Here is a 23,652-nt window from a genome sequence, read left to right as displayed (position 1 = left end):
GTAAGCATTAGCTTTTCTGTTTTCGACCTTAAAGTAGGTAGCTAGCGATAATTACGACTCTTTTCAATTCCGTTAATTATTCACTTCCATCTTGTTGGCTGTTCGCTTAAAACCTCGTCGGTTATTCATTCCAATCCGAAAAATAAGCAACCAAGAAGTCGATCGCTAACCGTGCTCTCTGGGGTAAAAAACGACGATTTTGATATACGACCCAACTGCTGGTTCCTGCTCCCCAATAATCTTCAAGCACCGGGACAAGCTTTCCATTAGTCAGGCCGCCATTGAAACTGCTTTTGGGAAGGTAGACAACACCAAGCCCCTCTTCACATGCTTTCAGTACTGCGCTCGAATTGTTACTGCGCCAGCGCCCATGCACTCGCACTGCATTTAACGGTTTGCCCTCTTTCTCAAATAGCCACTGATCACTGTTGGCGATAATACAGCTGTGCATTTTCAACTGCTCTGGATGAGTGGGCGTACCAAATTGCTCTAAATAATCTTTGCTGGCTGCGGCCGCCATTGGGCGATCGACGAGCTTTCTTGCCACCAAACCTGAATCGTCCAACCGGCCGTAACGAATGGCGAAGTCGATACCATCTTCGATGAAGTTAACCATCTTAGTATTGAAGTTCATTTCGATGGTGAGCTCAGGATGATCTTTGGCAAACTCCATCAGCGCTGTCGCAACATGATTTTCTGCAAATGCACCCGCAGCACTAACACGTAATGTACCGCTAAGCTGAGTTTGTTGAGACGTGACTTGTTCATTCGCTTGTTGCAGCCCAATGACCAAGTCTTTGCACTGCTGATAATAGGTATGACCCGATTCGGTCAGGCTCACCATCCGTGTTGAACGCGCAAGCAACGCCACACCCACTCTCTCTTCTAACCTTGAAACTTGGCGGCTGACATGGCTGGTACTGCAACCCAGTTGTTTTGCTGCTGCAGAAAAGCCATGACACTCAGCAACCGCAACAAACTCATTAATCCCTTCAAAGCTGTCCATACTTCACCTGTTTACATCTAACGAGTTCACATCCGACTAATTCTCATTCGACTGTTGCTATATAGCAATAATGTTTTGTCTATTCGGCATATTATCACTCAAATGGTTTACTACTAGTATTACAGGTAACGAAACAGCGGCATCTCTATTAAAAAGACTGATGTCTGTCCTAAAAACGCGGATGTCTAAACAACGACGCTGAAACCAAACAAACGTGCTCAAAGGGACGAATCATGAAAAAAATACTAATACCTGTAACTAACCACGCAACACTAGGCGATACAGATCAAGCGAACGGTACTTACGCGCCTGAACTGACTCATGCTCTGAAAGAGATCATTGCTGCGGGTTTTGAGTACGACATCGCGTCTATCAAGGGTGGCAAAGGCCCATTGTACGGAACCGATATTGAAGGGGATTCAGTAAACGCGGAGATCTTGGCTGATGATGACTTCCAAAACCGCATCAACAATACGATTCCTGTAAGCCAAATTAATGCAGCAAGCTACGATGCTATCTTCTACCCAGGCGGATTCGGCTTGCTTTCAGACCTAGCAACCAACGAGCAATTCGCTGCTATTGCGGCTAAGCACTATGAAGATGGCGGTGTGATTGCATCAGTATGTCACGGCCCTGCGGCGCTGCTTCCAATAGTTCTGAGCAACGGTGAGAAATTACTGAGTTCTAAATCGGTGACTGGCTTTACACGTGAAGAAGAGATCGACTTTGGCACCATCAACGACATTCCATTCCTACTCGAAGAGTCTCTTGCTCGCAGCGCTGCGCGTTTCAACAAGGTTCAACCTTGGCAAGAGCTTGTGATTGTTGATGAACGAGTAATTACAGGCCAGAACCCAACTAGCGCACACGCTGTAGGTGCATCTCTGGTTAAGCAGCTGTCTTAGTTAGATCGCTGTCTTGATTAAATAGCGGTCTTAATCGAATCACTGGCCTTACTCAAATAAGTAATAAGCGCGGTGAAACAAAAAAAGAGCATACTTCCACCTCAATATTCATGAGAGAAGTATGCTCTTTTCTAATTCTGTAACCATCTAGGTGTTAGTTACTTCTTGCTAGTGACTTCGCAAGATCCCTTCAAGCACATTGAACAGCAAGTCGATCTCTTCAATCGAGTTGTAATGCATACAACCAATACGCACCACGCCCTGCTCTTCGATACCTAACTGCTTCACCAACCCTAGTGCGTAGAAGTGACCATTCCACACACAGATATTATGTTCACCCAGCTTCTTGGCTATGAACTCTGGAGAATGGTTTTCAAAGGTAACCGCAAAGGTTGGCGTTCTTAGGTTCGAGTTAAACTCGGTTTTCCCGTAAAGCTTTGCCCCTTCAAGATCAGACAAGCGTTTAAGGAAGTACTCACTGAGCTGGCTTTCATGCTTATTATACAGCGCGTAGCTTTGCTCTAAACGAGAACGCAATGAGTCGGTTGGCTCACCAAACTGCGCCAAGTAATCAACCGCAGCAATCACACCGGCAAGGCCTTCAAAGCTTTGCGTACCTGTTTCAAAACGGCCTGGGCCAATGTTTGTCGCTGGCTCAACCTTGTAAGGCTTTAACGTGTGTAGCCATTGAGGCGCAACATAAGCAATGCCCACATGCGGGCCGAAGAACTTATACGCTGAACACGCTAAGAAATCACAATTCAATTGCTGAACATCGATCAAGTGATGCGGTGCGTAATGAACGGCATCGACATAAACCTGCGCACCACGCTGATGTGCAAGCTCAATAACTTTTGCCATGTCGACAATAGAGCCAGTCGTATTCGAAGCAAACGTCACCGCGACAAGCTTTGTTTTCTCGTTCAGCAAAGACTCAAAATGCGCCATATCCAAACTGCAATCCGACTCGTCGACACGGACTTGGCGAACAATCGCGCCTTTGTCGTCTGCCGCTTGCTGCCAGCTCGACACGTTCGAATAATGATCTAAAGCCGTGACGATAACTTCATCGCCCTCTTTCCAATCTCGGCTGATCGCTCGGCTAAGCTGAAATGTCAGCGAAGTCATGTTGGCACCAAACACAACATTGCCAGAAGACTCCGCATTAAGCAGTGCTTGCGCCGCTTCTCTTGCTTGCTGCATTAAGCTCGTGGTCTTTTGGCTAGAAAAATAGTGGCCACCTAGGTTTGAATTGAAATGCCCTAGGTATTCGGTCATTGAAGCTAAAACATTCTCAGGCACCTGAGATCCGCCTGGCCCATCAAAAAAGGTCACAGGTTTGCCGTTATGATATTGGCCTAACGCGCTAAACTGTTGGCGCACATCATTAAGAGTGAAGGACATTACGCGCATCCTTAGCCGTTAGAACAAACACATCCATGTAGCCCATCTCGCCGTGGTCTATGGTACGAATTGGCTGTGCGTTGTGCCATAGCTTACTGTCTGCAAGCATTGCAACTTCGCCGTCTTCAAGCACTTTTCTAAAGAACGGTGCTTCATGAGAATCTTGGTACAGCATCACTTCACCACCAACGATGTTGTGGCGAGTAACACCAATGATCGCGATGTGGTCAAAACCATCTTGGTGAACACCTTCAGGGGCAACCTGAGTTTCTTCAAAAATAGCGGCAATGCGGATCTGATGGATTTCGATTTCTTGCCCGTCTTCAAGCCCATTGGTTTCAATAAACAGTTCACACATTTCTTGCATGCCTTCACTGCTTAGAATAGTCGCTTCAATCGGCTCGAACTGACGAACAACGTCACCTTGAAAGTGATTAATGTCTTCAGACTGAACAAAGTTATGTTTGTCTAGCTCAACGACTTGTCCATTACTGAATTCAACCACTGAGTACCTTCTCAATCGGAACTGGCCATCCGCATGCTCTGTGCTTGGTAGCTTAGAGAATGATGGTGACAACTCCTTAACCGCGTGGTTACTGAGGTGGGTAATATGTAGGGTATTTTCGTGAGCATGTAACATCATCGACTCCTTAATGATTGTTAATTAACTTTCGATATTTAACGTTTTATTTACATAAAGGATACTTGAAGATCTTGCCAAATCAACATTAAACAATCATTTATCCCGTCAGATTTAATAATTCAGACACTAAATCTAACCTGAGATTCAAAAGCAGTGTATAACACCAGAATAAAAGATGACCAACTCTTAAAACTAGCACACTCCACTAGCTAGTTATAAATCCCTACAAATTTAAATTTAACGATATTATTAACTAGCAAGCCAGGTTTCATATTGTGTCAGCCCTTTTGCTTCAATACGCCAGCCTCCTTGCATGAGCTCAGGCATCACTCTCGCCATCATTCATTTCTATGCTTTTGCACAGCAAAATACGACCTACCTATCAGTTGCCAAGCTATTGATTATTTACACAACAAACTGAAATTGGTTAATTTATGACTAAGCCAGAAACCAAACGCCTTTGCTTGCGCGTCTGGAACAGGTCGAGTTCGGGGGGAACTCGGCCGCCCTCAAATAGAGTGCTTTCTAATAAAACCTACAATTATAAATGATGCGTTTATTTGGAATATGATGGTCTGCCTTTATGTCCTAACTTAGAATTCGTTAAAAATAGGCGACTATAAAGATTGGGAATGTTCTACACAAAACAGATGAGAGGGTAAGCAAGCTTGAAAGGTTGGTTGCTAAAAGAGCCACCTTTGGTGACATTTACACCAAAAGTCAAAACGAAAATAAGTTAACTAGACTTAAAACGATTCACTTAGAAAATAGGGAATTTAGCTAACACTCAATTTCACTGGACTGATTTTTAAAACCGTTCTTCGAGCGCTTCTGCTGGTACATTCGCTGGTCAGCTAAGCTCAAACACTCAGAAAAATTGACACATTCAAAACTAGATGCGCTTCCAAAACTGAGGCCAGACTGAGGCCAATCAGCACTGCGAATTTGCTCTTCCACCTGAGTCACTCTAAGCTCAATCTGAGAATAGAGAGCCTCAACTTGTTTCTCTTTACCCACTTTCAACAACCAGATAAATTCGTCGCCACCAGCTCGATAAACCATTCCAAGGTCTGTAAATTTTTCTCGCATCATGCGGCTGGTGTATTCTAAAAAGCGATCCCCTTCATCATGACCATAAGTATCATTAATCGATTTAAGGCCATCACAATCGATGAAGACGATACAATAGGAATGATGTACTAATTGTTTACTCGCATCATTAAAATCCAGCCGGTTTCCAAGCCCCGTTAAACTATCCACCCTCGACTGGATATAGGTTTTCTGATGTTGATGTTGTTGAATCCGCAACCATTCAGTCAGTGACAATAAAATGCAGGTACAATCTATTGCTAATGCAACAACAACGATGACTTCTGTCGATCTCTGAGTCGGCAATGGTGCAAAATGCGCAAAAATGTAATATACCAAAGCCGTGCCATAACAAAGACCACCGATCAAATAATATTTAGCGACAAAGTTTCGTTGATAAACCATCAATACGCCAGTCACTATCATTGTCGGCACCCAGATTGCCGCAATTAAATGGGACATAACAAAAGTCAACGAAAACGGGGCAAAGACATTAATAAACCCGATAATGACACACAGCCAACTAAAGGCCTGAAAGGTAAGATTAATACGAATAAAATGCTGCGGAAATCCAAACAATAATCTTGTGTAATAGCAAGAAAAAGCAACCGCAAACGGAAACAATACCATTCCAAAATAAACTGGGTTCCAGCTTTGGCTTGATAATAAGTACCCCCAAGCGCCTGAAGCGGCGAACCATCCCAGGCCATGTAGCCCAACATAACCAGCACAAGCCAGTGTGACTGGATGTTTAGTTTGAAAGTAACAAAAAAGAGCGAAAACTCCCAACGTTAGCATGACAGTAATAGAAGCTAATGTGAGCGTATTGTTGCGGAAAACGTGAATATAAAATGGATATTCAGGTTGAAGAGTGAAGTTAACTGCCTTTGGAAATTTCTTTGCTTCCAAGTAGAGCCAAAGTGTTCCAGATTCCTCCGCATTCAATATTAACGGGAAGCTTTGCCTATGCAGATGCAAGATACTCTTGTTACTTAATTGGCCAAAATCAAGTATTCGCCTTACTTGACCATTTGTTGATTGCCAGTACCCCCAACCTTGATCCAAATAGTTTGCACGGAGTGTAACTATTTGTTGTGACGACTTGATATCGGAGTTGGCCAAATCAACTCTCAACCCAAACGCCCCTTCACCACCAAATATCGTTTCAATCCTTGGAGAGGATTCAATGTGTTTTTTTAATATGGGAAAATCGACTGGATCAGATAACAAAGGCATTTCATACCATCTTACAGCTTCATTAGCTAACACAGATTGTTCCCCGCTGACCTGCAGCGGAGAAGCAAAAACCGAATTCAGGCACACAATAAACACATTGATAAAAAGGATTAGAATCTGCATAGAGTTCAAATGATTCCGCGCAATATATAAATATCAATAATAACACATACAAAAAAATAACAACTGAGAAACACTCAACAGTTCAAGTATTAACCAACATTACACCTGTTTGTAATCATGCCGTTCATACTAAAAGTGCGTCTTGTGGTCGCTTATCTGCACGCTAATTTTGATGAATTCTTGCAGCGTCTTTTAACGCAAACTTTTTAAAATAAAACATAGGATTCAGGTTCTCTTGTTTTTCTACTCATCAATGTATACGCAAAAAAGTAAATACTGCTATAGAAACACCATGATCAAGAAGGCCCTAAAAGTGAGCAATATGCATAGCTGTTTGCAAGAGCACTTTCCTTGACTTATCGCTATTGATCTAAGACACAGGATTACAAGACCATCATTTAGTTCGGTTATGTTCTAACGTATAACGATTAATTACACTTCTGCCCTTGTTTAACCTTTTATTGCCTCCATATTTTCCATACAATCCTAAGCGATTATAAATTAAAACAAATTCAATTTCGGAGTCCTCATGAGCGACGTAAAGCACTGTAATTTATTGATTCTTGGTTCTGGCCCTGCTGGCTATACAGCTGCAGTTTACGCTGCTCGTGCAAACCTAAACCCAGTACTTGTTACCGGTATGCAGCAAGGTGGTCAGCTTACAACCACGACAGAAGTGGAAAACTGGCCGGGTGATCCTGAAGGTTTAACGGGCCCAGCTCTAATGGATCGCATGAAAGAGCACGCAGAGCGCTTTGAAACAGAGATCCTGTTCGACCACATTAACGAAGTCGACCTATCTAACCGCCCTTTCCGTCTTAAAGGCGATTCAGGCGAGTACACTTGTGATGCGTTGATCATCTCAACGGGTGCATCGGCTAAGTACTTAGGTTTAGATTCTGAAGAAGCATTTAAAGGCCGTGGCGTTTCTGCTTGTGCAACGTGTGATGGTTTCTTCTACCGCAACCAGAAAGTGGCGGTAGTTGGTGGTGGTAACACGGCTGTTGAAGAAGCACTTTACCTGTCTAACATCGCATCTGAAGTTCACCTAGTTCACCGCCGTGACGCGTTCCGCGCTGAAAAGATCCTAGTGAAACGTTTAATGGACAAAGTAGAGAACGGCAACATTGTTCTTCACACTGATCGCACGCTAGACGAAGTTCTGGGCGACGACATGGGCGTAACGGGCGTTCGTATTAAAGATACTCAGTCTGATAAGACAGAAGATATCGAAGTAATGGGCGCATTCATTGCTATCGGTCACCAACCAAACACTGAAATCTTCAAAGGCCAAGTCGACATGAAAGATGATTACATCATTGTTCAGTCTGGTCTTGAAGGTAACGCGACACAAACCAGCATCCCAGGCGTGTTCGCTGCAGGTGATGTAGTGGACCACAACTACCGCCAAGCAATCACTTCTGCTGGTACAGGTTGTATGGCTGCACTGGATGCTGAACGCTTCCTAGATGGCCTTAACGATAAGTAAATCTGAGATTGCAGATTTGATTATCGGTGCTCTCGCCTCAGTAGATGCAGGGCGTCATCACATTTTGTTGTAAATCCCTAGAGCCCAGTGGTATATCCACTGGGCTTTCTTTTGTATACTAGCCGCCCTCAACAAATAATAATTATCATTAAGCCTTCATAATGGATAAGAAAAAACAACGCAGCTTGAACAAGTGGCTTAAGCAACAGAGTAAGTTAGCGAAACGCTGGCTTATGATTGCGATTAGCCTTGGCGTACTTTCAAGCGTGTTTTTAATTGCTCAAGCAGCTCTTCTCGCCTCTATTCTTCACCAGCTGATCATCGAAAATGTCGATAAGTCTGAACTGGTTGGTCATTTCGCAGGCTTGGCATTATCGGTCGTTGGCCGTGCTGGCTGTACATGGGGACGTGAGATCGCAGGTTATCGCTGTGGTGAACAGATCCGTGTCTACATCAGGCAACTGATCCTTGATAAGTTACGTGAGTTGGGCCCTGCTTATATCAAAGGCAAACCTGCGGGTACGTGGGCAACCCTGTTGCTAGAACAAGTCGAAGACATGCAAGACTTCTTCTCTCGTTACTTACCTCAGATGTCTTTGTCGGTAATGATTCCATTCATTATTTTGGTTGTGGTGTTCCCAGTAAACTGGGCAGCAGGACTGATCTTCTTGATTACTGCTCCACTGGTACCAATGTTCATGGCACTTGTGGGTATGAAAGCAGCCGATGCAAACCGTAAAAACTTCAAAGCACTGCAACGTCTTTCTGGTCACTTTTACGACCGTTTGCAGTCAATGACAACCATCCGTCTATTTGACCGCACAAACGCTGAAACAGAAGTATTGAAAGGTGCATCTGAGGTGTTCAGAACGCGCACCATGGATGTATTGAAGATCGCTTTCTTGTCGTCTGCAGTACTTGAGTTCTTCACGTCTATCTCGATTGCGATGACGGCGGTTTACTTTGGTTTCACTTACATCGGCGAGCTTAACTTCGGCCACTACGGCGTTGGCATTACGCTATTCGCAGGTTTGTTTATCCTTATCTTGGCGCCAGAGTTTTACCAACCTCTGCGTGATTTAGGTACTTTCTACCATGCGAAACAACAAGCGGTTGGCGCAGCGGAAAGTATTGTCGAGTTCCTAGAAACAGACATCACTAAAGTTAAATCAGGCGACACTCAGTTAGACCCGGCTCAAGGCATCAATATTGAAGCTCAAGATCTGAAAGTATTGAGCCCTGAAGGTGTTCAACTGGTTGGTCCTATCTCGTTCGCACTTAACACTCGCCAATCGACTGCGTTAGTTGGCCCAAGCGGTGCGGGTAAAACAAGTTTGATCAACGCCATCCTTGGTTTCATGCCTTATGAAGGAAGCTTGAAAATCAATGGCGTTGAGTTGCGTGATTTAGACTTGGCATCTTGGCGTAAGACGATCAGCTGGGTTGGTCAAAACCCACTGTTGCTTCACGGCAGCATTCGTGACAACGTCACTCTAGGTAAGCAAGATATTACCGATCAAACAGTTCAAAACGCACTAGAGCAATCTTTTGCTAACGAATTTGTAACCGAGCACGGCTTGGATTACATGATTTCTGACCGTTCTGGTGGCCTATCTGTTGGTCAATCTCAGCGTTTGGCTTTGGCTCGCGCAATGATTCAAGACGGCCAATTCTGGTTGTTAGATGAACCTACTGCCAGCCTAGATACTCGCAGTGAGCAGTTAGTGATGAAAGGCATTAATAGCAACATCGAAAGTCGCACTGCCCTGCTTGTGACGCACCAACTTGCTCCTCTTCAATCGGTCGATAACATTCTGGTTATGCGCGATGGTGGTCTTGTGGAACAAGGTCATTACTCTCAGCTTTCGACTGCGGGTGGTTTATTCGAAGAGATGCTGAACGCGAACTTAGCTCAACAAGACAATAAGGGTAATTTAGATGCGTGATTTACTGCCTTACCTGAAACTCTATAAAAAGCATTGGTTTGGCCTATCGCTAGGCATGCTATTGGCTTTTGCTACTCTGTCGGCTTCTATCGGCTTGTTAACGCTATCGGGTTGGTTCATTTCAGCTTCTGCGGTTGCTGGCCTTACGATTGCGCGTGAAACCTTCAACTACATGCTGCCGGGTGGTGGTGTACGTGGTTTGGCAATGAGCCGTACTGCGGGTCGTTGGGGTGAACGTGTTGTGAGCCACAATGCGACATTCAAACTACTGACTGATCTGCGTATCTTCTTCTTTAAGAAGCTGGCTCCGCTGATCCCAGGTCGTATTTCAAACCTTCGTGATGCTGACCTACTGAACCGTTTGGTTGCTGATGTCGATGCAATGGACCACGTTTACTTGCGCTTAGTAAGCCCAGTGACGGTGGGTGTGTTTGGGATCTTCTTCCTGACTCTGTTCTTGATGTGGTTTGATAGCTCACTAGGTTTAATCTTAGGTTCTATCCTTCTTGTCATGCTGTTGGTTTGGCCAATCTTGTTCTACAAGCTGGGTAAACGTAACGGCGGTGAACTGACACAAAACAAAGCGGATCTTCGTGTTACCACTCTGGATTGGATTGAAGGCTACAGCGAGCTAACTCTGTTCGGTGCTGAGGAGCGTTACCGTAATGCGATTCTAGAAACGCAACGCAAGCTGATGGCGAATCAGTTTGTGAACGCTAACCTAACCGGTATGGCTTCAGCAGCGCTAATGCTGTTCAACGGTTTGACGCTGGTTCTTATGCTTTGGCTTGCGGCTGACGGCGTGGGTGGTAATGCACCAGACCCGTTCATCGCGCTAATGGCATTCGCAACCATGGCAAGCTTCGAGCTATTAATGCCAATTGCAGGTGCATTCCAGCATTTAGGTCAAACTCTGTCTTCAGCTCGTCGCTTGAACGAAGTGATTCTGTCAGAACCTGAAGTTCAGTTTGCTGAAGAGAAGCTCGACATCAACAAGCCACTGGATATTACGTTCTCAAACGTGACGTTCAACTACCCTGACTCTGAGCGCAGTGTTCTGAACGCTGTCGACCTAACGATCCCTGCTACCAACAAGGTCGCGATTGTGGGTCAAACGGGTTCTGGTAAATCGACACTGATTCAGCTTCTGACTCGCTACTGGGATCCTAAAAAGGGTTACATCTCAATCGCGGGCATTGAACTGACTCAGTGGAATGAATCACAGCTTCGTGAATCAATCAGTGTCGTAAGCCAGCGTGTCGACATTCTAAATGGTACTTTGCGTGACAACTTGTTGATTGCAAGACCAGAAGCAACCGATGATCACTTAGCCAATATCCTAAAAGACGTTGGCCTAGAAAAGTTGCTTGAGAATAACGCACTTGATAGCTGGTTAGGTGACGGTGGTCGTCAACTGTCTGGTGGTGAGAAGCGCCGTATTGGTATAGCACGTGCCATTCTTCATGATGCCCCTATCCTGCTTCTAGATGAGCCAACAGAAGGCTTAGATAAGCAAACAGAACACAGCATCATGGCACTGTTCGAGAAGCACTTTGAAGGCAAGACTGTTATCTTCATTACGCACCGTTTGATTGGTCTGGAATCGATGGACTCCATCGTTCTGATTGAACAAGGCGAGATTGTTGAAAACGGCTCTCACGAGAAGCTATTAAACGAAGAAGGACGTTACTTCCAACTTCGTCAGGCAATATAGCTCCTCATAAGTTATAAAGAAAACCATTCAAAGCCCGAGTTTATACTCGGGCTTTTTTGTGTCTGTGATTCTAGTCTCGAGCAACCATTCCCCCCTAAACGGTTGTTCATGCGCTGATTAGTTTTGCCCTTTCCTACAAAAACTTACCATTTATAAGTAACGAGTTGCGCATAATTCAAGTCGTAGCACATTACTATGATCATCTTTCTAGGATAATACGTATTGATCAATCTCATGGAATAACCTCCCCCTAAAATAATGGAGAACAGTGTATGTCTTTACGATTAATCGCAACAACGATAGCGCTTGTAGGTGCTAGCTTTACCGCTCAAGCGAGCTCGGAATGTGAAGTATCGATTGATGCTAGTGATCAAATGAAATTTTCAACTGACACATTAAGCGTTCCAGCGAGCTGTAAAGAAGTGAAGCTGACGCTAAACCATACTGGTTCTATGCCAGCCCAATCAATGGGTCACAACGTCGTTATAACAGACACTGCGTCGCTACAAGCAGTGGGCATCGATGGTATGTCGGCAGGTATCGACAATAACTACGTAAAACCTGACGACAGCCGCGTTTACGCCTTCACTCGTGTTATCGGTGGTGGCGAGTCAACCTCAATCACTTTCAGCACAGAGAAAATGACAGCCGGTGGCGACTACTCTTTCCTATGTTCATTCCCGGGCCACTGGGCAATCATGAAGGGCAAATTTGAGTTTAAATAACTCGTTAGTCTAGATTGTACAGATACATCAAAGCCCCAACCTAGGTCGGGGCTTTGTTATATTGGCTTCGCTTACAGCTTGAAGCGGCTGATTTCGCTTTCTAGCTCGTGAGACAGTTCAGATAACTGAGCAGCTTGCTCTGCAGCTTGGTGTGCTTCGTCTGCTAGCTCGTTAGATACGTCACGGATTCCTTCAGTGTTACGAGTAATCTCAGACGTTACTGACGCTTGCTCTTCTGCAGCAGAAGCAATCTGTGTTGCCATGTCACTGATGCGTTCAACAGCAGCATGGATTTGCGTTAGGCTTGCAGCCGCTGAGTTCGCGTCATCAACACTGGTTTCAGCAAGTATACGGCTATCGTTCATGATGTTAACCGCTTTGCCTGTTGTACCTTGCAGCAACTCAATCGTTTGTTGAATTTCTTGCGTTGAACCGTGTGTACGTTGGCTCAGAACTCGAACTTCATCCGCTACTACTGCGAAACCACGACCTTGCTCACCGGCACGTGCTGCTTCAATAGCGGCGTTAAGTGCAAGTAGGTTCGTTTGTTCTGCAATACCTTGAATGTTAGACAAGATAGCGTTGATGCTGTTGCCGTGCTCTTCAAGCTCGAGAATCACGTTAGTTGCGATTTGAACTTCTTGAGCAAGGTTTTGGATAGAGCTTTGAGTCTGTGTCACTTGACCAGTACCGTGCTCACACGCGCCAACCGCTTCAGATGAGTTCTGTGCAGTGTGGTCTGCGTTACCTGCGATCTCTTGTGTTGCTGCAGCCATTTCGTTAACGGCTGTTGCTACCATGTTGATCTCGTCTTGTTGCATTTGGATACGAGCACTACGTTCTTCAGCTTGAGAAGCCGTTTGACGTGCTTGGTCGCCTAGCGCAGCAGATACTTCGCTTAGCTTGATCACCATGGTGTGCATGTTACCCACAAAGCGGTTGAAGTTTGCTGCAAGCTGACCAATTTCGTCGTCGCTCTTAGGCTCAAGGCGTTGAGTAAGATCGCCCTCACCTGAAGCAATTTCTTCAAGTGCTGCTGAAACGCGGTTTAGGTCGCGGAATAGGAAGCTTACTAACCAAGACACGAGTACGATTACGATGAGCGTAATAACGACAGCAGTGATGATCAGCTGAGTAAGTAGCGTTGAGTGGTTCGCTTCTTCTGTTGCTTTGTCCATCTGAACCGCGAAGATCCAGTTAGTGTTAGGCACCTTCGTGAAGTAAAGCAGCTTGTCTGCGCCGCGCTCTTTGATGATCTCGATGCTACCCGTACGCACTGCGTTTTCGATGATAGGCATAGAGATATCGTTTGAAAGCTGGCTTACCGGCTTCAAGCTTAGTGCTGAATCTGGGTGTGCTAGGAATGTGCCGTCAGAGGCATCAATTAGCATTGCGTAAGCGTTGTCACCAACATCAAGGCTGATTACATCGTTAACCAACTGGTCGATCAGTACGTCTGCACCAACAACACCAACAAGTTGGCCGTTGTGGCGAACAGGTTCTGCGATCGTTACTAGAAGTGCTTTGGTGATTGCATCTTGGTAAGCCGTAGTAATGATTTGCTTACCTGCAGCGTTTGCTTCTTGGTACCAAGGACGTTGACGAGGATCGTAATCTGCACGATTACGTTCAGGATGTGAACGGTACATTCCACCTTCTGGAGTACCTAAAAAGATATCGTCAAAGCCACCCGCTACACGAGCTTGTCTAAGGAAAGGAACAACATCATCCTCTCGTGAAAAGTCATTAAATGCTGATGCGATATCAGTACGGATATCAATCCAGTTTTTAATACCTTCAGATGCTGCTTCAGATACGCTTTCAGCTCGTAGGTATACGCCATTACGAGTCTGTTCAAATAATTGGTTTGCTGACAACCAAGTCAACGCTGTAGCCATAACGACAACAGCAGATAGGCTAGCACCTATCAACTTCTGCTTTAGTGTTAGTTTCATGTCAAAGTTTCACGAGTGGTGGGAAATCTCGCGCATACTACCCAAAATCAGTATTAAATTCGAGCGATTTTATAATTTAATATCGGAATATAATTTTAAGCAAACCATAAGCTTACCTAATGTCAATTCCTTGGCTTGTCGCCAAATTTAAGGCGGCATTACCTCTACGGTTATTAGAATTTTTATCGCACTTCACATGTTAAAAAGAGACAAAAAAACACGGTAAAGAAGAAACAAAAAAGGCAGAAGAGTTTCCTCTTCTGCCTTCATATTATTTACCGTTCTACTGCGTATAAATTGCAGTAGATTTCAGCTTAAAAAGCCTAGCGTTTTTCTGTACGCATACCCATTAGCAAGCTCACACACATCAGTAATAGAATGATGGTGAATGGCAATGCCGTCGAGATTGCACCCGCTTGTAGAGCTTGTACTGCTTCAGTACCACCAACCCACAATAGAGCGACAGCGATTGCACCTTCAAGGAACGCCCAGAACACACGTTGAGGTACAGGCGTATCAACTTTACCACCCGCGGTGATGCTGTCGATTACTAGAGAGCCTGAGTCAGACGATGTAATGAAGAAGACTAGAACCAATACAACCGCAATGATTGAAAGCAGAGTCCCGAACGGCAGTGCATCAAACATTTGGAACATTGCTAGTGATACATCTGTTAGGCCGTCTTGACCAAGAATACCAACGTTATTCACGATTTGGTCAATCGCCATGCCACCGAATACTGACATCCAAATGATAGTCACTGTAGTCGGTACAATCAGTACTGCTGTGATGAACTCACGAACGGTACGACCTTTAGAAACACGTGCGATAAACATACCTACGAATGGAGACCATGAGATCCACCAAGCCCAGTAGAATACAGTCCAACCGTGCATCCACGTTTCATCTTCACGACCGTGAGGGTTACTCAACGGAATGATGTTTTCAATGTATGCCATCAATGTCGTTGGGATAGAACCTAAAGTCACCGCGTAGCCGATTAGAGCCACTAAGATAAGCAGTAGGAAAGCCACCAACATGTTGATGTTACTGATAACTTTAACGCCACCATCAATACCACGAAGTACTGATACTACCGCCAATAAAGTCACCGCTGTAATCACAATAACTTGCAGACCTAAGCCCGCTTCAATGCCGAATACATGCTGAATACCACTTGCCGCTTGTTGTGCACCAAGACCTAACGATGTCGCCAGACCAAATAGCGTTGCAAGTACAGCAAGAATATCAACAATGTGACCTGCCCAGCCCCAAGCTCTATCACCTAAAATTGGGTAAAAGATAGAACGGATAGAAAGAGGCAATCCCTTGTTGTAAGAGAAAAACGCAAGTGACAGTGCTACTACGCCATAAATCGCCCAAGGGTGTAGACCCCAGTGATACATGGTTGCGCCCAATGCCAGTTTTGCAGCTTCTGGTGTGTTTGGTTCAACACCTAACGGAGTTTCAAACCAACCCGTGAAGTAAGCCGCTGGCTCTGCCACACTCCAGAACATCAAGCCGATACCCATACCTGCGGCAAACAGCATCGATAGCCAAGAGAAGAATGAGTAATCTGCCGTCGCATCAACACCACCAAGGCGGATTTTGCCGTACGGAGAAACAATCAAACCTAAGCAGAAAATTACGAAAATATTACCCGACCAGATGAAAAGCCAATCAAACGAATTGATAATCTGGCCTTTAACGCCATCTAGCGCAGCCTTTGCTGAAGCGGTATCTGTAATAAGAACACCGATCAGGAACAAAGCGATAAGTCCCGCACTAATACCAAATACTGGGTTATGAACATCAAAACCCCATTTTTGGACGTTATCTTGACCGACAGTGTAATCCGTACTGTCGATACTGTATTTATCTATACCTTTAGTCATCATCCCTCTCTACGGAATTCTATTAGGGTCTATTGACCTCGTATTCCTTACTTACCTGCGACTTAATTACAAACTCGAACCTACGATCCAAGTAGTACAAGCTGTTGTCACAATAATTCAAATACTTGGATGTCTGAAGTTTAGCAGGTTAACTTGTTGTTTTCAGTAAACTAGAATCGGTTCGATGGAATTTCAAACAATATTCACGTAATTACTCAAGTTTATGACGAAAAAAAGGTCGACCCTGTCGACCTTTTTATCAAAAATACTTTTAACTCAAAGCATTTTGGTGCTTAACCAATTGATTTTCAGTTCGTAAACCGAGTAATAAGCTTAGGCACATAAGCAATAATATGAACGCAAATGGAAGTGCCATAGAAACGGTACCGGCTTGCAATGCTTGGATAGATTCTGTGCCACCAACCCACAATAGAACCGCAGCAATCGCACCGCCCATCAACGCCCAAAAAACACGTTGAGGAACAGGTGAATCCACTTTACCGCCAGAGGTAATGCTATCGATAACCAATGAGCCTGAATCAGAAGAGGTGATAAAGAACACCATAATCAAACCAATCGATACCACTGAAAGCACAGAGCTCATTGGCAGAGCATCGTAAGTATGGAAAAGAGAAAGTGTAATATCTTGCAGACCATTCACACCAATCTCGCCCACCTTGTTCGCCACTTGATCAATCGCGATGCCACCGAAAATAGCCATCCAGATGATGATTACTGTCGTTGGGATGAACAATACAGCAACGATGAATTCACGAATAGTTCGACCTTTAGAGATACGAGCGATGAACATGCCTACGAATGGTGACCAAGACATCCACCATGCCCAGTAGAATACCGTCCAACCTTGCATCCACGTTTCGTCATCACGACCGTGAGGATTGCTTAAGGGAATGAAGTTTTCAATGTAGCCCATTAGCGCGGTTGGGATTGCTTTAATACCCGCCATGCCACCAGCGATGGTAACGAAGATAAGTAAGCCCAAAGCAACCAGCATGTTCACATTACTCAGAAGCTTTACACCACCGTTGATGCCACGAACCACGGACATTGTCGCTAAGAAAGTAACCACAGCGATAACAATCAGCTGCATGCCAATACCGCCATCGGTACCAAATACATGGTTAATACCACTTGTTGCTTGTTGAGCACCTAAGCCCAATGAAGTTGCAAGGCCAAATAGCGTTGCAAGCACAGCGACGATATCAACAATATGACCAAACCAACCCCAAGTTCTATCACCCAAGATAGGGTAGAAAATAGAGCGGATTGATAGAGGTAAACCTTTATTGAAGGTGAAGAAGGCAAGCGCTAGAGCAACAACCGCGTAAATCGCCCAACCGTGCAGACCCCAGTTGTAGATGGTTGCACCAAGAGCCAACTTCGCCGCTTCAGGAGAGTAAGCTTCAACACCTAGTGGTGTTTCATACCAGCCAGTGAAATAAGCTACTGGCTCAGCAACACCCCAGAACATTAAGCCAATACCCATTCCTGCGGCGAATAACATCGACATCCAAGATAGGTTTGAGTGCTCTGCTTTGGCATCATTGCCACCAATACGTATCTTGCCATACGGGGAGACAATGAGGGCAAAACAGAAAATTACGAAGATGTTTGCTGCCCACATGAAGAAACCATCGAAGTTACCAATGACTTTCCATTTGATTCCATCAAGCGCCACTTTTGCGGTTTCAGGGTCTGCGACTAGAAGTGCCAACAGGAAGATAATGATCGCCCCTGCACTGATTCCAAATACTGGGTTATGAACATCAAAACCCCATTTCTGAACGTTATCTTGTCCTACTGTATAATCGGTATTTTCAATACTATACCTATCTTTTACAGGCTCCATGCTTCCTCTCTAATTTGCAGCGCACAGTTTGCAACATTGCATTCGGCGCTTAAATTTCGAAAAGAAGAATATCAACCTGTCGCAAAAATACTAAAAAAACCTCCATAAAGGAGGCGTAAATTACACATTTAGTAATTAAATTACACATTTAACGTTATTTAGCGTAAGATCATTCCACAAGCCCGGAGCTGACCGCATATTTAGCAAGCTCTGCCGTAGAGTGAATATCGAGCTTATGCTTAATATTTTGCCTATGGGTTTCTACCGTTCGATAGCTGATATTCAGCGCCTTTGCGACCTCTTTACTGCTCTCCCCTTTTGCGACTAATTTCAGCACAGCCTCTTCACGTCTGCTCAATGGATTCTTGACAGATGGCGTGGGAGTAATCGGCTGAGTAAACAAATTCTGCGTGACTTTTTCACAGAAATAGGTCGATCCTTGATTGACCGTTTTGATTGCCTGTACCATTTTTTCAGCCGAAATCTCTTTCAACATGTAACCGACAGCACCCGACTGCATCACCTTCATGATGTATTCACGGTTGTTATGCATGGTCAGCATCAGGACCTTGGCTTCTGGGTCTTCTTCTTTAATCAGATGGGTGGCATCAATGCCATTCATGATAGGCATGCTGATATCCATCAACACCACATCAGGGCGCAGAGACTTAACGACCTCTACCGCTTCTAGTCCATTGCTGGCCGTACCTATCACGCTAATATCTGGCTCGAGTTCCAATCTCGCCATAAAGCCATCCAGTACCACTTGGTGATCATCAGCAATCACAACTCGAATAACTTCACTCATTCATTAATCCCTCTAGTGTCAGTAACACTGTAATTTCCGTTCCGAGGCCAATCTCACTCATCAATTCAAAGTCACCACCGATGAACTCCACTCGCTCTCTCATGTTACGCAGCCCGATCCCTCGTTTTTCCATCGCTTTATAGGTGTTGAAACCGACACCGTTATCTTGAATCAGTAGTTGCAACACATTACCAATTTGCTGAGCGATAACCGTTACTTTGGTCGCTTGTGCATGTTTTTCTATATTATTCAGCGACTCTTGCACGACTCGATATAGGGTCGTCGCCGCCTCTGATTTTAACTTACCAGGTTGAGTAGCAAACATGGTCTCGACTTCTATGCCCGAGTGCGCCTGAAAATCTAACAGTAATGAAGACAATGCCGCTTCTAAGCCTATGTCATCCAATGAACTTGGACGAAGTTGATGCGAGATGTGCCTCACTTCTTCGATCGCTCGCATCAGTGAATGCTGCGACTTATTCAAATGTGCTTTAAGGTCTTCATTTTGTAGCTTATTACCGAGCAGTTCCAAATGGCAACGACTCGACACTAATAATTGGTTAATACCATCATGCAACTCACGCGCTAGATGCTTCTTCTCGTCTTCTTGGAACATCACCGTCTTATGCGCCAGCTCCTTTAAGTTGTTATCAGCAATCCGATGTTCATGCATGTTAATAGCCAAGGTCAGCACGATGATGACCGCGACCGTTACGCTCAAAATCACCACAATCGAAAAGAACGTGGTTTCAATATTCTTATTTATCGCAGCCTGCATCGAAGCCACTTCTTGGTGTACGTCTTCAATATACAAGCCGGTGCCAATCATCCAGTCCCAACGCTCTAACCAAGCGGCGTAGCTCAGCTTAGACACCACCTCACCCGTCGACGGTTTTTGCCACAAATACTGGTGAAACCCGCCTCCGGTTTGCGCTTCTCTTAACAGAGCCTCTATCAGAAAATCGCCATCTTCATCTTGCAGTTGGAGTAGGTTTTGGCCTATCAATTCTGGCTGAATTGGATGAACCAAGTTGGTCCCGAGGCGATCGTATGCGAAGAAGTACCCATCAGAGCCATATCTAAGTTTAGACAATATGGTTCGAACTTTTTTTTTGGCTTGGGCTTCTTGGATATTTGGATCGTTATAGACGTGTTCTATGGCGTCGAACGCGAGATCAACCGTGTCTTTGAGGGCGTTTTCACGCGACTTGATTAGGCTGTCTCTAAAGATCTCGACTTCTTTAGCGCCTAACGTCTTAGTCTGGTGCAGCGAGATCCAACTAATACTCGCCGTTACCAGCAGCAACGGGAGCAACGTCAGCAAAATCAGCTTGGCTTTTAGAGGCATTCCTTTCCCTCACAAAAAACGGCTTACTGAACATCAATAAGCCGTTTTACTTTAGCAATTTATAGATAGCCGTTGAAACATATCATTCACATTCTTGGCTTCACTCACATTCCATAGAAAGATGGGAAAGCGAGAAGTGATCCAAGTACGAGGATTTGAATCAGAATGAACGGCATCACACCTCGGTAGATGTCCTTAGTCGTCACGCCTTTAGGTGCTACGCCTTTTAAATAGAACAAACTAAAACCAAATGGCGGCGTTAAGAAGGAAGTTTGTAGGTTCATCGCAATAAGGATAGCGAACCATGTCATGTTGATGCCCATCAGTTCAGCAACTGGCGCAATGATCGGCACGATGATGAAACAGATCTCTACGAAGTCGATGAAGAAACCCAGAATCAGAATCACCAGCATGGTAATGATCAGGAAGCCCCATTTTTCACCTGGCAGTTGTAGCATCCACTCTTCAACCAGATAGTCGCCACCAGTGTAGGTAAACGCCATTGAGAATGCCGTTGCACCCAACAAGATAGCAAATACCATCGCCGTTACTTTCACCGTCTCTTTCGACGCCTCGTACACCATCGACCAACTAAATTGACCGTAAAGCAGTGCAAGTATCATCGCACCCGCGCCACCTAATGCGGCTGACTCTGTTGGCGTAGCAACACCTGCGAAGATAGAGCCCAGTACAACAATGATTAACGCTAGAGGCGGAAGAATCGCTTTCAGTGCATTAAACACTTCCTGCTTACGGCTGATGGAGTCATCACGTTCAATAGGTTGAGCCGCTTCAGGGTGTAGCTTTGCGTATATCAAGATATAAACGATGTACGCGCCGACCAGCATCACGCCCGGCCAAATCGCCGCTTGGAACAAGTCGCCTACAGGAACACCTAGAACATCACCCAATAGAATCAATACGATGGAGGGTGGAATGATCTGCCCTAGCGTACCAGACGCACAAATAGTGCCGCAGGCTAAGCCTTTGTCGTAATTGTACTTGAGCATTACAGGTAGGGAGATAAGTCCCATAGCAACAACAGAAGCACCAACCACGCCAGTAGAAGCCGCAAGTAGTGAACCTACTAATACGGTTGAAATCGCGATACCACCACGAACGCCGCCAAACAGTCGCCCCATAGACTCAAGCAACTGCTCAGCAAGCTTGGTCTTTTGTAGAACGAGCCCCATAAAAACAAACAATGGAACGGCCATCAGAACCGTGTTTTCCATAATGGATTGAATTCGATATGGCATGAAGGCAAACATTTCAATGCCCTCAGCCCAAACACCAAAGATTAACGCGATACCACCAAAGGTAAACGCCACTGGGAAGCCAAGTAAAAGCGCAAACAAGGCTACGAAAAACATTACTATTCCAATCATGTTCAGCCTCTACTTGTTTTTTGTATGAATATTGTTTGCATGGATAAGATGCGGATTAAAAATCTTATTCAGTGAATGCAGGATCAAACCTACGCCACTGAGTGCCATCAAAAAGAATGACAGCGGGATCATAGCTTTGATGATCCAGCGATACGGCAGGCCACCGGGATCGCCTGAGGTTTCACCCAGTTCATAACTCTCTTTGGCAACATCGATACCAAACCAAGCCACCAGCAGGCAAAACGGAAGTAGAAAGATAAGCGTGCCAAGCAGGTCAATAATCGCTTGTGCTTTAAAGCTCAGTTGCTCGTAGAACACATCAACTCGAACATGGCCACCAGCCTTGATGGCATAAGGAACACCGAGTAGGAAAACGGCGGAGAAAAGGTGCCATTCCATCTCTTGGAAGGCGATAGAGACATCGTTGAAGGCATATCTCATGACAACGTCATACACGACGTTGGCGATAAGTAAAATAAACAACATACTGGAAAGCCATCCCAGTGCGTCACCGATACGATTAAACAGGCGTTCAATATAAATTAGACTTCGCATTCCCGACTCCATGGAATTTGAAAAGACATCGCGCAGCTGAGGTAACGAGCTGTAGGACGTAGAAAAGGTTCTTGAGCGTAATACAGGATTTATCCTGCTTAGTTATTATGTTTTAAATGAACCCTCGGCTTATTCACTCTTAAATACTCAATAAGAAAAGCTTCGGGTTCATTTAGATTCAGTTCAACAACTGTCGATTATTTCGCTTGGCTATTTAGATAAGCTCTATGTGAAATATCCGTCCATGAACGTACTTGCTCTAGGTAGCTTGCTTGTGAAGCTTGAATCTCTTTTGCTAGCTCATCTTTCTCAGCATGTGCAGCCAGTAGGCGATCGTTCGCTTCTTTCAGAGCAGACATAACCTCTGGTGGGAAATCTTTCACTTGTACATCTGGGTATTCTGTCTTCATTGAAACCCAGTTCTTACCACTTTCGTGCGTTGCTTGTGTGTACATGTCGTAAGCCGCAGTACGCATTGCAACACGTAAGATTTCTTGTAGGTCTTCAGGCAGCTTGTTCCATGTACGCTTGTTCACTAGGAATTGAAGCTCTGAACCCGGCTCGTGCCAACCTGTGTAGTAGTAAGGCGCGATTTTGTGGAAGCCCATTCGTAAATCCAGCGATGGACCTACCCACTCTAGTGCATCAATCGTGCGACGCTCTAGAGACGTGTAAAGTTCACCTGGGGCAATGTTCGTCGGTTTAGCACCTAGCTCAGCAAGAATCTCGCCTGCAAAGCCCGGGATTCGCATTTTCAGACCTTGTAGATCTTCAACGCTGTTGATCTCTTTTTGAAACCAACCCCCCATCTGGATATCCGTGTTACCACCAGGGAAAGACATCAAGTTATGTGGAGAGTAAACCTGCTCCATTAACTCCATACCACCACCGTGATAGAACCACGCGTATTGTTCTGCTGGCGTCATACCGAAAGGCATAGAAGTGAAGTAAAGAGTGTTTGGAACTTTACCTTTCCAGTAGTAAGAGCCTGAGTGACCCATGTCGTATTGACCAGACTTAACCATGTCAAAAACGCCAAGAGGTGCTTTGTGTTTGTTTGCTGAATCGATTCTGATTTGCAGTCGACCATTCGACATCTTCTCTGCCATCGCCGCCATGTTTTTGGTTGCATCACCGAAAACTGGGAAGTTTGGTCCCCAAGTTTCCGCAAGTTTTAAACGGTAAACCTTATCAGCGGCTGTAGCACCAGTAGCGACCAAAGCTAAACAAGCCGCAGCAGTTACTGCAACGTTTTTAAAAACTCGTGTGAGGGAGTTAGAAATGAGACTCATGTTCACGTCCTTTGTTGGGTTAACACTCTTTCTATGAGCATTTTTTATGATTCAACATAAGAGTGCACCGTGATGAGGCAACAAGATATCAGGGAGAGCACGCACGCATGGCGTTAACAAAGTTACGTATTAGACCAAAGGATTAAGTAGAACTACGTAGGAGATGATTGAATAGTGTCGATTTCAAAGGAGTTTGGATATTCACCAAGACAATGCGTATTGATAAATACCTAAGTATTAATAATTAAATACTCTTAACAA

At 44.9% G+C, this 23,652-nt stretch carries 17 protein-coding genes; 5 read left to right on the top strand and 12 right to left on the bottom strand.

Going from position 1 to position 23,652, the window contains the following annotated elements; all coding sequences use genetic code 11:
- Positions 1-121: 121 nt before the first annotated feature.
- A complete protein-coding gene (locus LMH68_RS14025) occupies positions 122-1,006 on the bottom strand; it encodes a LysR family transcriptional regulator (protein ID WP_017063584.1) in 885 nt (294 codons plus the stop codon).
- Positions 1,007-1,239: 233 nt separating this feature from the next.
- Between LMH68_RS14025 and LMH68_RS14020 the strand changes: the two genes are divergently transcribed.
- The gene (locus tag LMH68_RS14020) at positions 1,240-1,911 is read left to right on the top strand and encodes a type 1 glutamine amidotransferase domain-containing protein (RefSeq protein ID WP_229647063.1); all 672 of its coding nucleotides are present in this window, start codon (positions 1,240-1,242) and stop codon (positions 1,909-1,911) included.
- A 168-nt stretch (positions 1,912-2,079) separates the two neighbouring features.
- Here the strand turns inward: LMH68_RS14020 and LMH68_RS14015 are convergent, their stop codons facing one another.
- The 3 genes from LMH68_RS14015 to LMH68_RS14005 all read right to left on the bottom strand — a co-directional run bounded on the left by LMH68_RS14015 (position 2,080) and on the right by LMH68_RS14005 (position 6,406).
- Positions 2,080-3,315, bottom strand: coding sequence for a cysteine desulfurase-like protein (locus tag LMH68_RS14015; RefSeq protein ID WP_229647064.1), 1,236 nt, complete (start codon positions 3,313-3,315; stop codon positions 2,080-2,082).
- Complete coding sequence (locus tag LMH68_RS14010; protein WP_229647163.1) at positions 3,299-3,955, bottom strand: 2OG-Fe dioxygenase family protein; 657 nt, start codon at positions 3,953-3,955, stop codon at positions 3,299-3,301. The genes LMH68_RS14015 and LMH68_RS14010 overlap by 17 nt, the downstream gene beginning before the upstream one ends.
- A gap of 783 nt (positions 3,956-4,738) precedes the next feature.
- A complete protein-coding gene (locus LMH68_RS14005) occupies positions 4,739-6,406 on the bottom strand; it encodes a GGDEF domain-containing protein (protein ID WP_229647065.1) in 1,668 nt (555 codons plus the stop codon).
- Positions 6,407-6,935: 529 nt separating this feature from the next.
- Here LMH68_RS14005 and trxB point away from each other — a divergent pair.
- The 4 genes from trxB to azu all read left to right on the top strand — a co-directional run bounded on the left by trxB (position 6,936) and on the right by azu (position 12,280).
- Complete coding sequence (trxB, locus tag LMH68_RS14000) at positions 6,936-7,895, top strand: thioredoxin-disulfide reductase (RefSeq protein ID WP_229647066.1); 960 nt, start codon at positions 6,936-6,938, stop codon at positions 7,893-7,895.
- Between the two features lie 161 nt (positions 7,896-8,056).
- The gene (gene cydD / locus LMH68_RS13995; protein WP_229647067.1) at positions 8,057-9,841 is read left to right on the top strand and encodes a heme ABC transporter permease/ATP-binding protein CydD; all 1,785 of its coding nucleotides are present in this window, start codon (positions 8,057-8,059) and stop codon (positions 9,839-9,841) included.
- Positions 9,834-11,555 carry a heme ABC transporter ATP-binding protein/permease CydC gene (gene cydC / locus LMH68_RS13990; RefSeq protein WP_229647068.1) on the top strand — a complete coding sequence of 574 codons (1,722 nt, stop codon included), beginning with the start codon at positions 9,834-9,836 and terminating at the stop codon, positions 11,553-11,555. The genes cydD and cydC overlap by 8 nt, the downstream gene beginning before the upstream one ends.
- Before the next feature lie 272 nt (positions 11,556-11,827).
- Positions 11,828-12,280 (top strand): azurin, encoded by a 453-nt coding sequence (azu, locus tag LMH68_RS13985; RefSeq protein WP_017063577.1) that lies wholly within the window; start codon positions 11,828-11,830, stop codon positions 12,278-12,280.
- Between the two features lie 71 nt (positions 12,281-12,351).
- On the opposite strand, the gene LMH68_RS13980 is transcribed toward azu, so the two are convergent.
- The 8 genes from LMH68_RS13980 to LMH68_RS13945 form a co-directional block, all read right to left on the bottom strand.
- Positions 12,352-14,235, bottom strand: a complete 1,884-nt coding sequence (locus tag LMH68_RS13980) for a methyl-accepting chemotaxis protein (RefSeq protein ID WP_229647069.1) — start codon at positions 14,233-14,235, stop codon at positions 12,352-12,354.
- A gap of 323 nt (positions 14,236-14,558) precedes the next feature.
- Positions 14,559-16,130 (bottom strand): BCCT family transporter, encoded by a 1,572-nt coding sequence (locus LMH68_RS13975; RefSeq protein ID WP_017060963.1) that lies wholly within the window; start codon positions 16,128-16,130, stop codon positions 14,559-14,561.
- A 271-nt stretch (positions 16,131-16,401) separates the two neighbouring features.
- Positions 16,402-18,000 carry a BCCT family transporter gene (locus tag LMH68_RS13970; protein ID WP_017063574.1) on the bottom strand — a complete coding sequence of 533 codons (1,599 nt, stop codon included), beginning with the start codon at positions 17,998-18,000 and terminating at the stop codon, positions 16,402-16,404.
- Between the two features lie 169 nt (positions 18,001-18,169).
- The gene (locus LMH68_RS13965; RefSeq protein ID WP_229647070.1) at positions 18,170-18,808 is read right to left on the bottom strand and encodes a response regulator transcription factor; all 639 of its coding nucleotides are present in this window, start codon (positions 18,806-18,808) and stop codon (positions 18,170-18,172) included.
- A complete protein-coding gene (locus LMH68_RS13960) occupies positions 18,801-20,156 on the bottom strand; it encodes a cache domain-containing protein (RefSeq protein WP_017063573.1) in 1,356 nt (451 codons plus the stop codon). Before LMH68_RS13960 ends, LMH68_RS13965 begins: the two co-directional genes overlap by 8 nt.
- Before the next feature lie 104 nt (positions 20,157-20,260).
- A complete protein-coding gene (locus LMH68_RS13955) occupies positions 20,261-21,544 on the bottom strand; it encodes a TRAP transporter large permease (protein WP_029235146.1) in 1,284 nt (427 codons plus the stop codon).
- Between the two features lie 9 nt (positions 21,545-21,553).
- On the bottom strand, positions 21,554-22,099 hold the full coding sequence (locus tag LMH68_RS13950; RefSeq protein ID WP_017060958.1) for a TRAP transporter small permease subunit: 546 nt from the start codon (positions 22,097-22,099) through the stop codon (positions 21,554-21,556).
- A gap of 197 nt (positions 22,100-22,296) precedes the next feature.
- Positions 22,297-23,391 (bottom strand): TRAP transporter substrate-binding protein, encoded by a 1,095-nt coding sequence (locus tag LMH68_RS13945; RefSeq protein WP_017060957.1) that lies wholly within the window; start codon positions 23,389-23,391, stop codon positions 22,297-22,299.
- Positions 23,392-23,652 lie beyond the last annotated feature (261 nt).

Source organism: Vibrio sp. F13 (assembly GCF_020806305.2).
Lineage (GTDB): Bacteria > Pseudomonadota > Gammaproteobacteria > Enterobacterales > Vibrionaceae > Vibrio > Vibrio crassostreae_C.
The sequence above is the reverse complement of the archived record's forward strand: the minus strand, read 5'-3'. Positions and strand labels throughout refer to the sequence as shown.

Coding starts and splice junctions, on each gene's coding strand:
- LMH68_RS14025 (WP_017063584.1), bottom strand. CDS start 1,006: ATGGACAGCTTTGAAGGGATTAATGAGTTTGTTGCGGTTGCTGAGTGT.
- LMH68_RS14020 (WP_229647063.1), top strand. CDS start 1,240: ATGAAAAAAATACTAATACCTGTAACTAACCACGCAACACTAGGCGAT.
- LMH68_RS14015 (WP_229647064.1), bottom strand. CDS start 3,315: ATGTCCTTCACTCTTAATGATGTGCGCCAACAGTTTAGCGCGTTAGGC.
- LMH68_RS14010 (WP_229647163.1), bottom strand. CDS start 3,955: ATGTTACATGCTCACGAAAATACCCTACATATTACCCACCTCAGTAAC.
- LMH68_RS14005 (WP_229647065.1), bottom strand. CDS start 6,406: ATGCAGATTCTAATCCTTTTTATCAATGTGTTTATTGTGTGCCTGAAT.
- trxB (WP_229647066.1), top strand. CDS start 6,936: ATGAGCGACGTAAAGCACTGTAATTTATTGATTCTTGGTTCTGGCCCT.
- cydD (WP_229647067.1), top strand. CDS start 8,057: ATGGATAAGAAAAAACAACGCAGCTTGAACAAGTGGCTTAAGCAACAG.
- cydC (WP_229647068.1), top strand. CDS start 9,834: ATGCGTGATTTACTGCCTTACCTGAAACTCTATAAAAAGCATTGGTTT.
- azu (WP_017063577.1), top strand. CDS start 11,828: ATGTCTTTACGATTAATCGCAACAACGATAGCGCTTGTAGGTGCTAGC.
- LMH68_RS13980 (WP_229647069.1), bottom strand. CDS start 14,235: ATGAAACTAACACTAAAGCAGAAGTTGATAGGTGCTAGCCTATCTGCT.
- LMH68_RS13975 (WP_017060963.1), bottom strand. CDS start 16,130: ATGACTAAAGGTATAGATAAATACAGTATCGACAGTACGGATTACACT.
- LMH68_RS13970 (WP_017063574.1), bottom strand. CDS start 18,000: ATGGAGCCTGTAAAAGATAGGTATAGTATTGAAAATACCGATTATACA.
- LMH68_RS13965 (WP_229647070.1), bottom strand. CDS start 18,808: ATGAGTGAAGTTATTCGAGTTGTGATTGCTGATGATCACCAAGTGGTA.
- LMH68_RS13960 (WP_017063573.1), bottom strand. CDS start 20,156: ATGCCTCTAAAAGCCAAGCTGATTTTGCTGACGTTGCTCCCGTTGCTG.
- LMH68_RS13955 (WP_029235146.1), bottom strand. CDS start 21,544: ATGATTGGAATAGTAATGTTTTTCGTAGCCTTGTTTGCGCTTTTACTT.
- LMH68_RS13950 (WP_017060958.1), bottom strand. CDS start 22,099: ATGCGAAGTCTAATTTATATTGAACGCCTGTTTAATCGTATCGGTGAC.
- LMH68_RS13945 (WP_017060957.1), bottom strand. CDS start 23,391: ATGAGTCTCATTTCTAACTCCCTCACACGAGTTTTTAAAAACGTTGCA.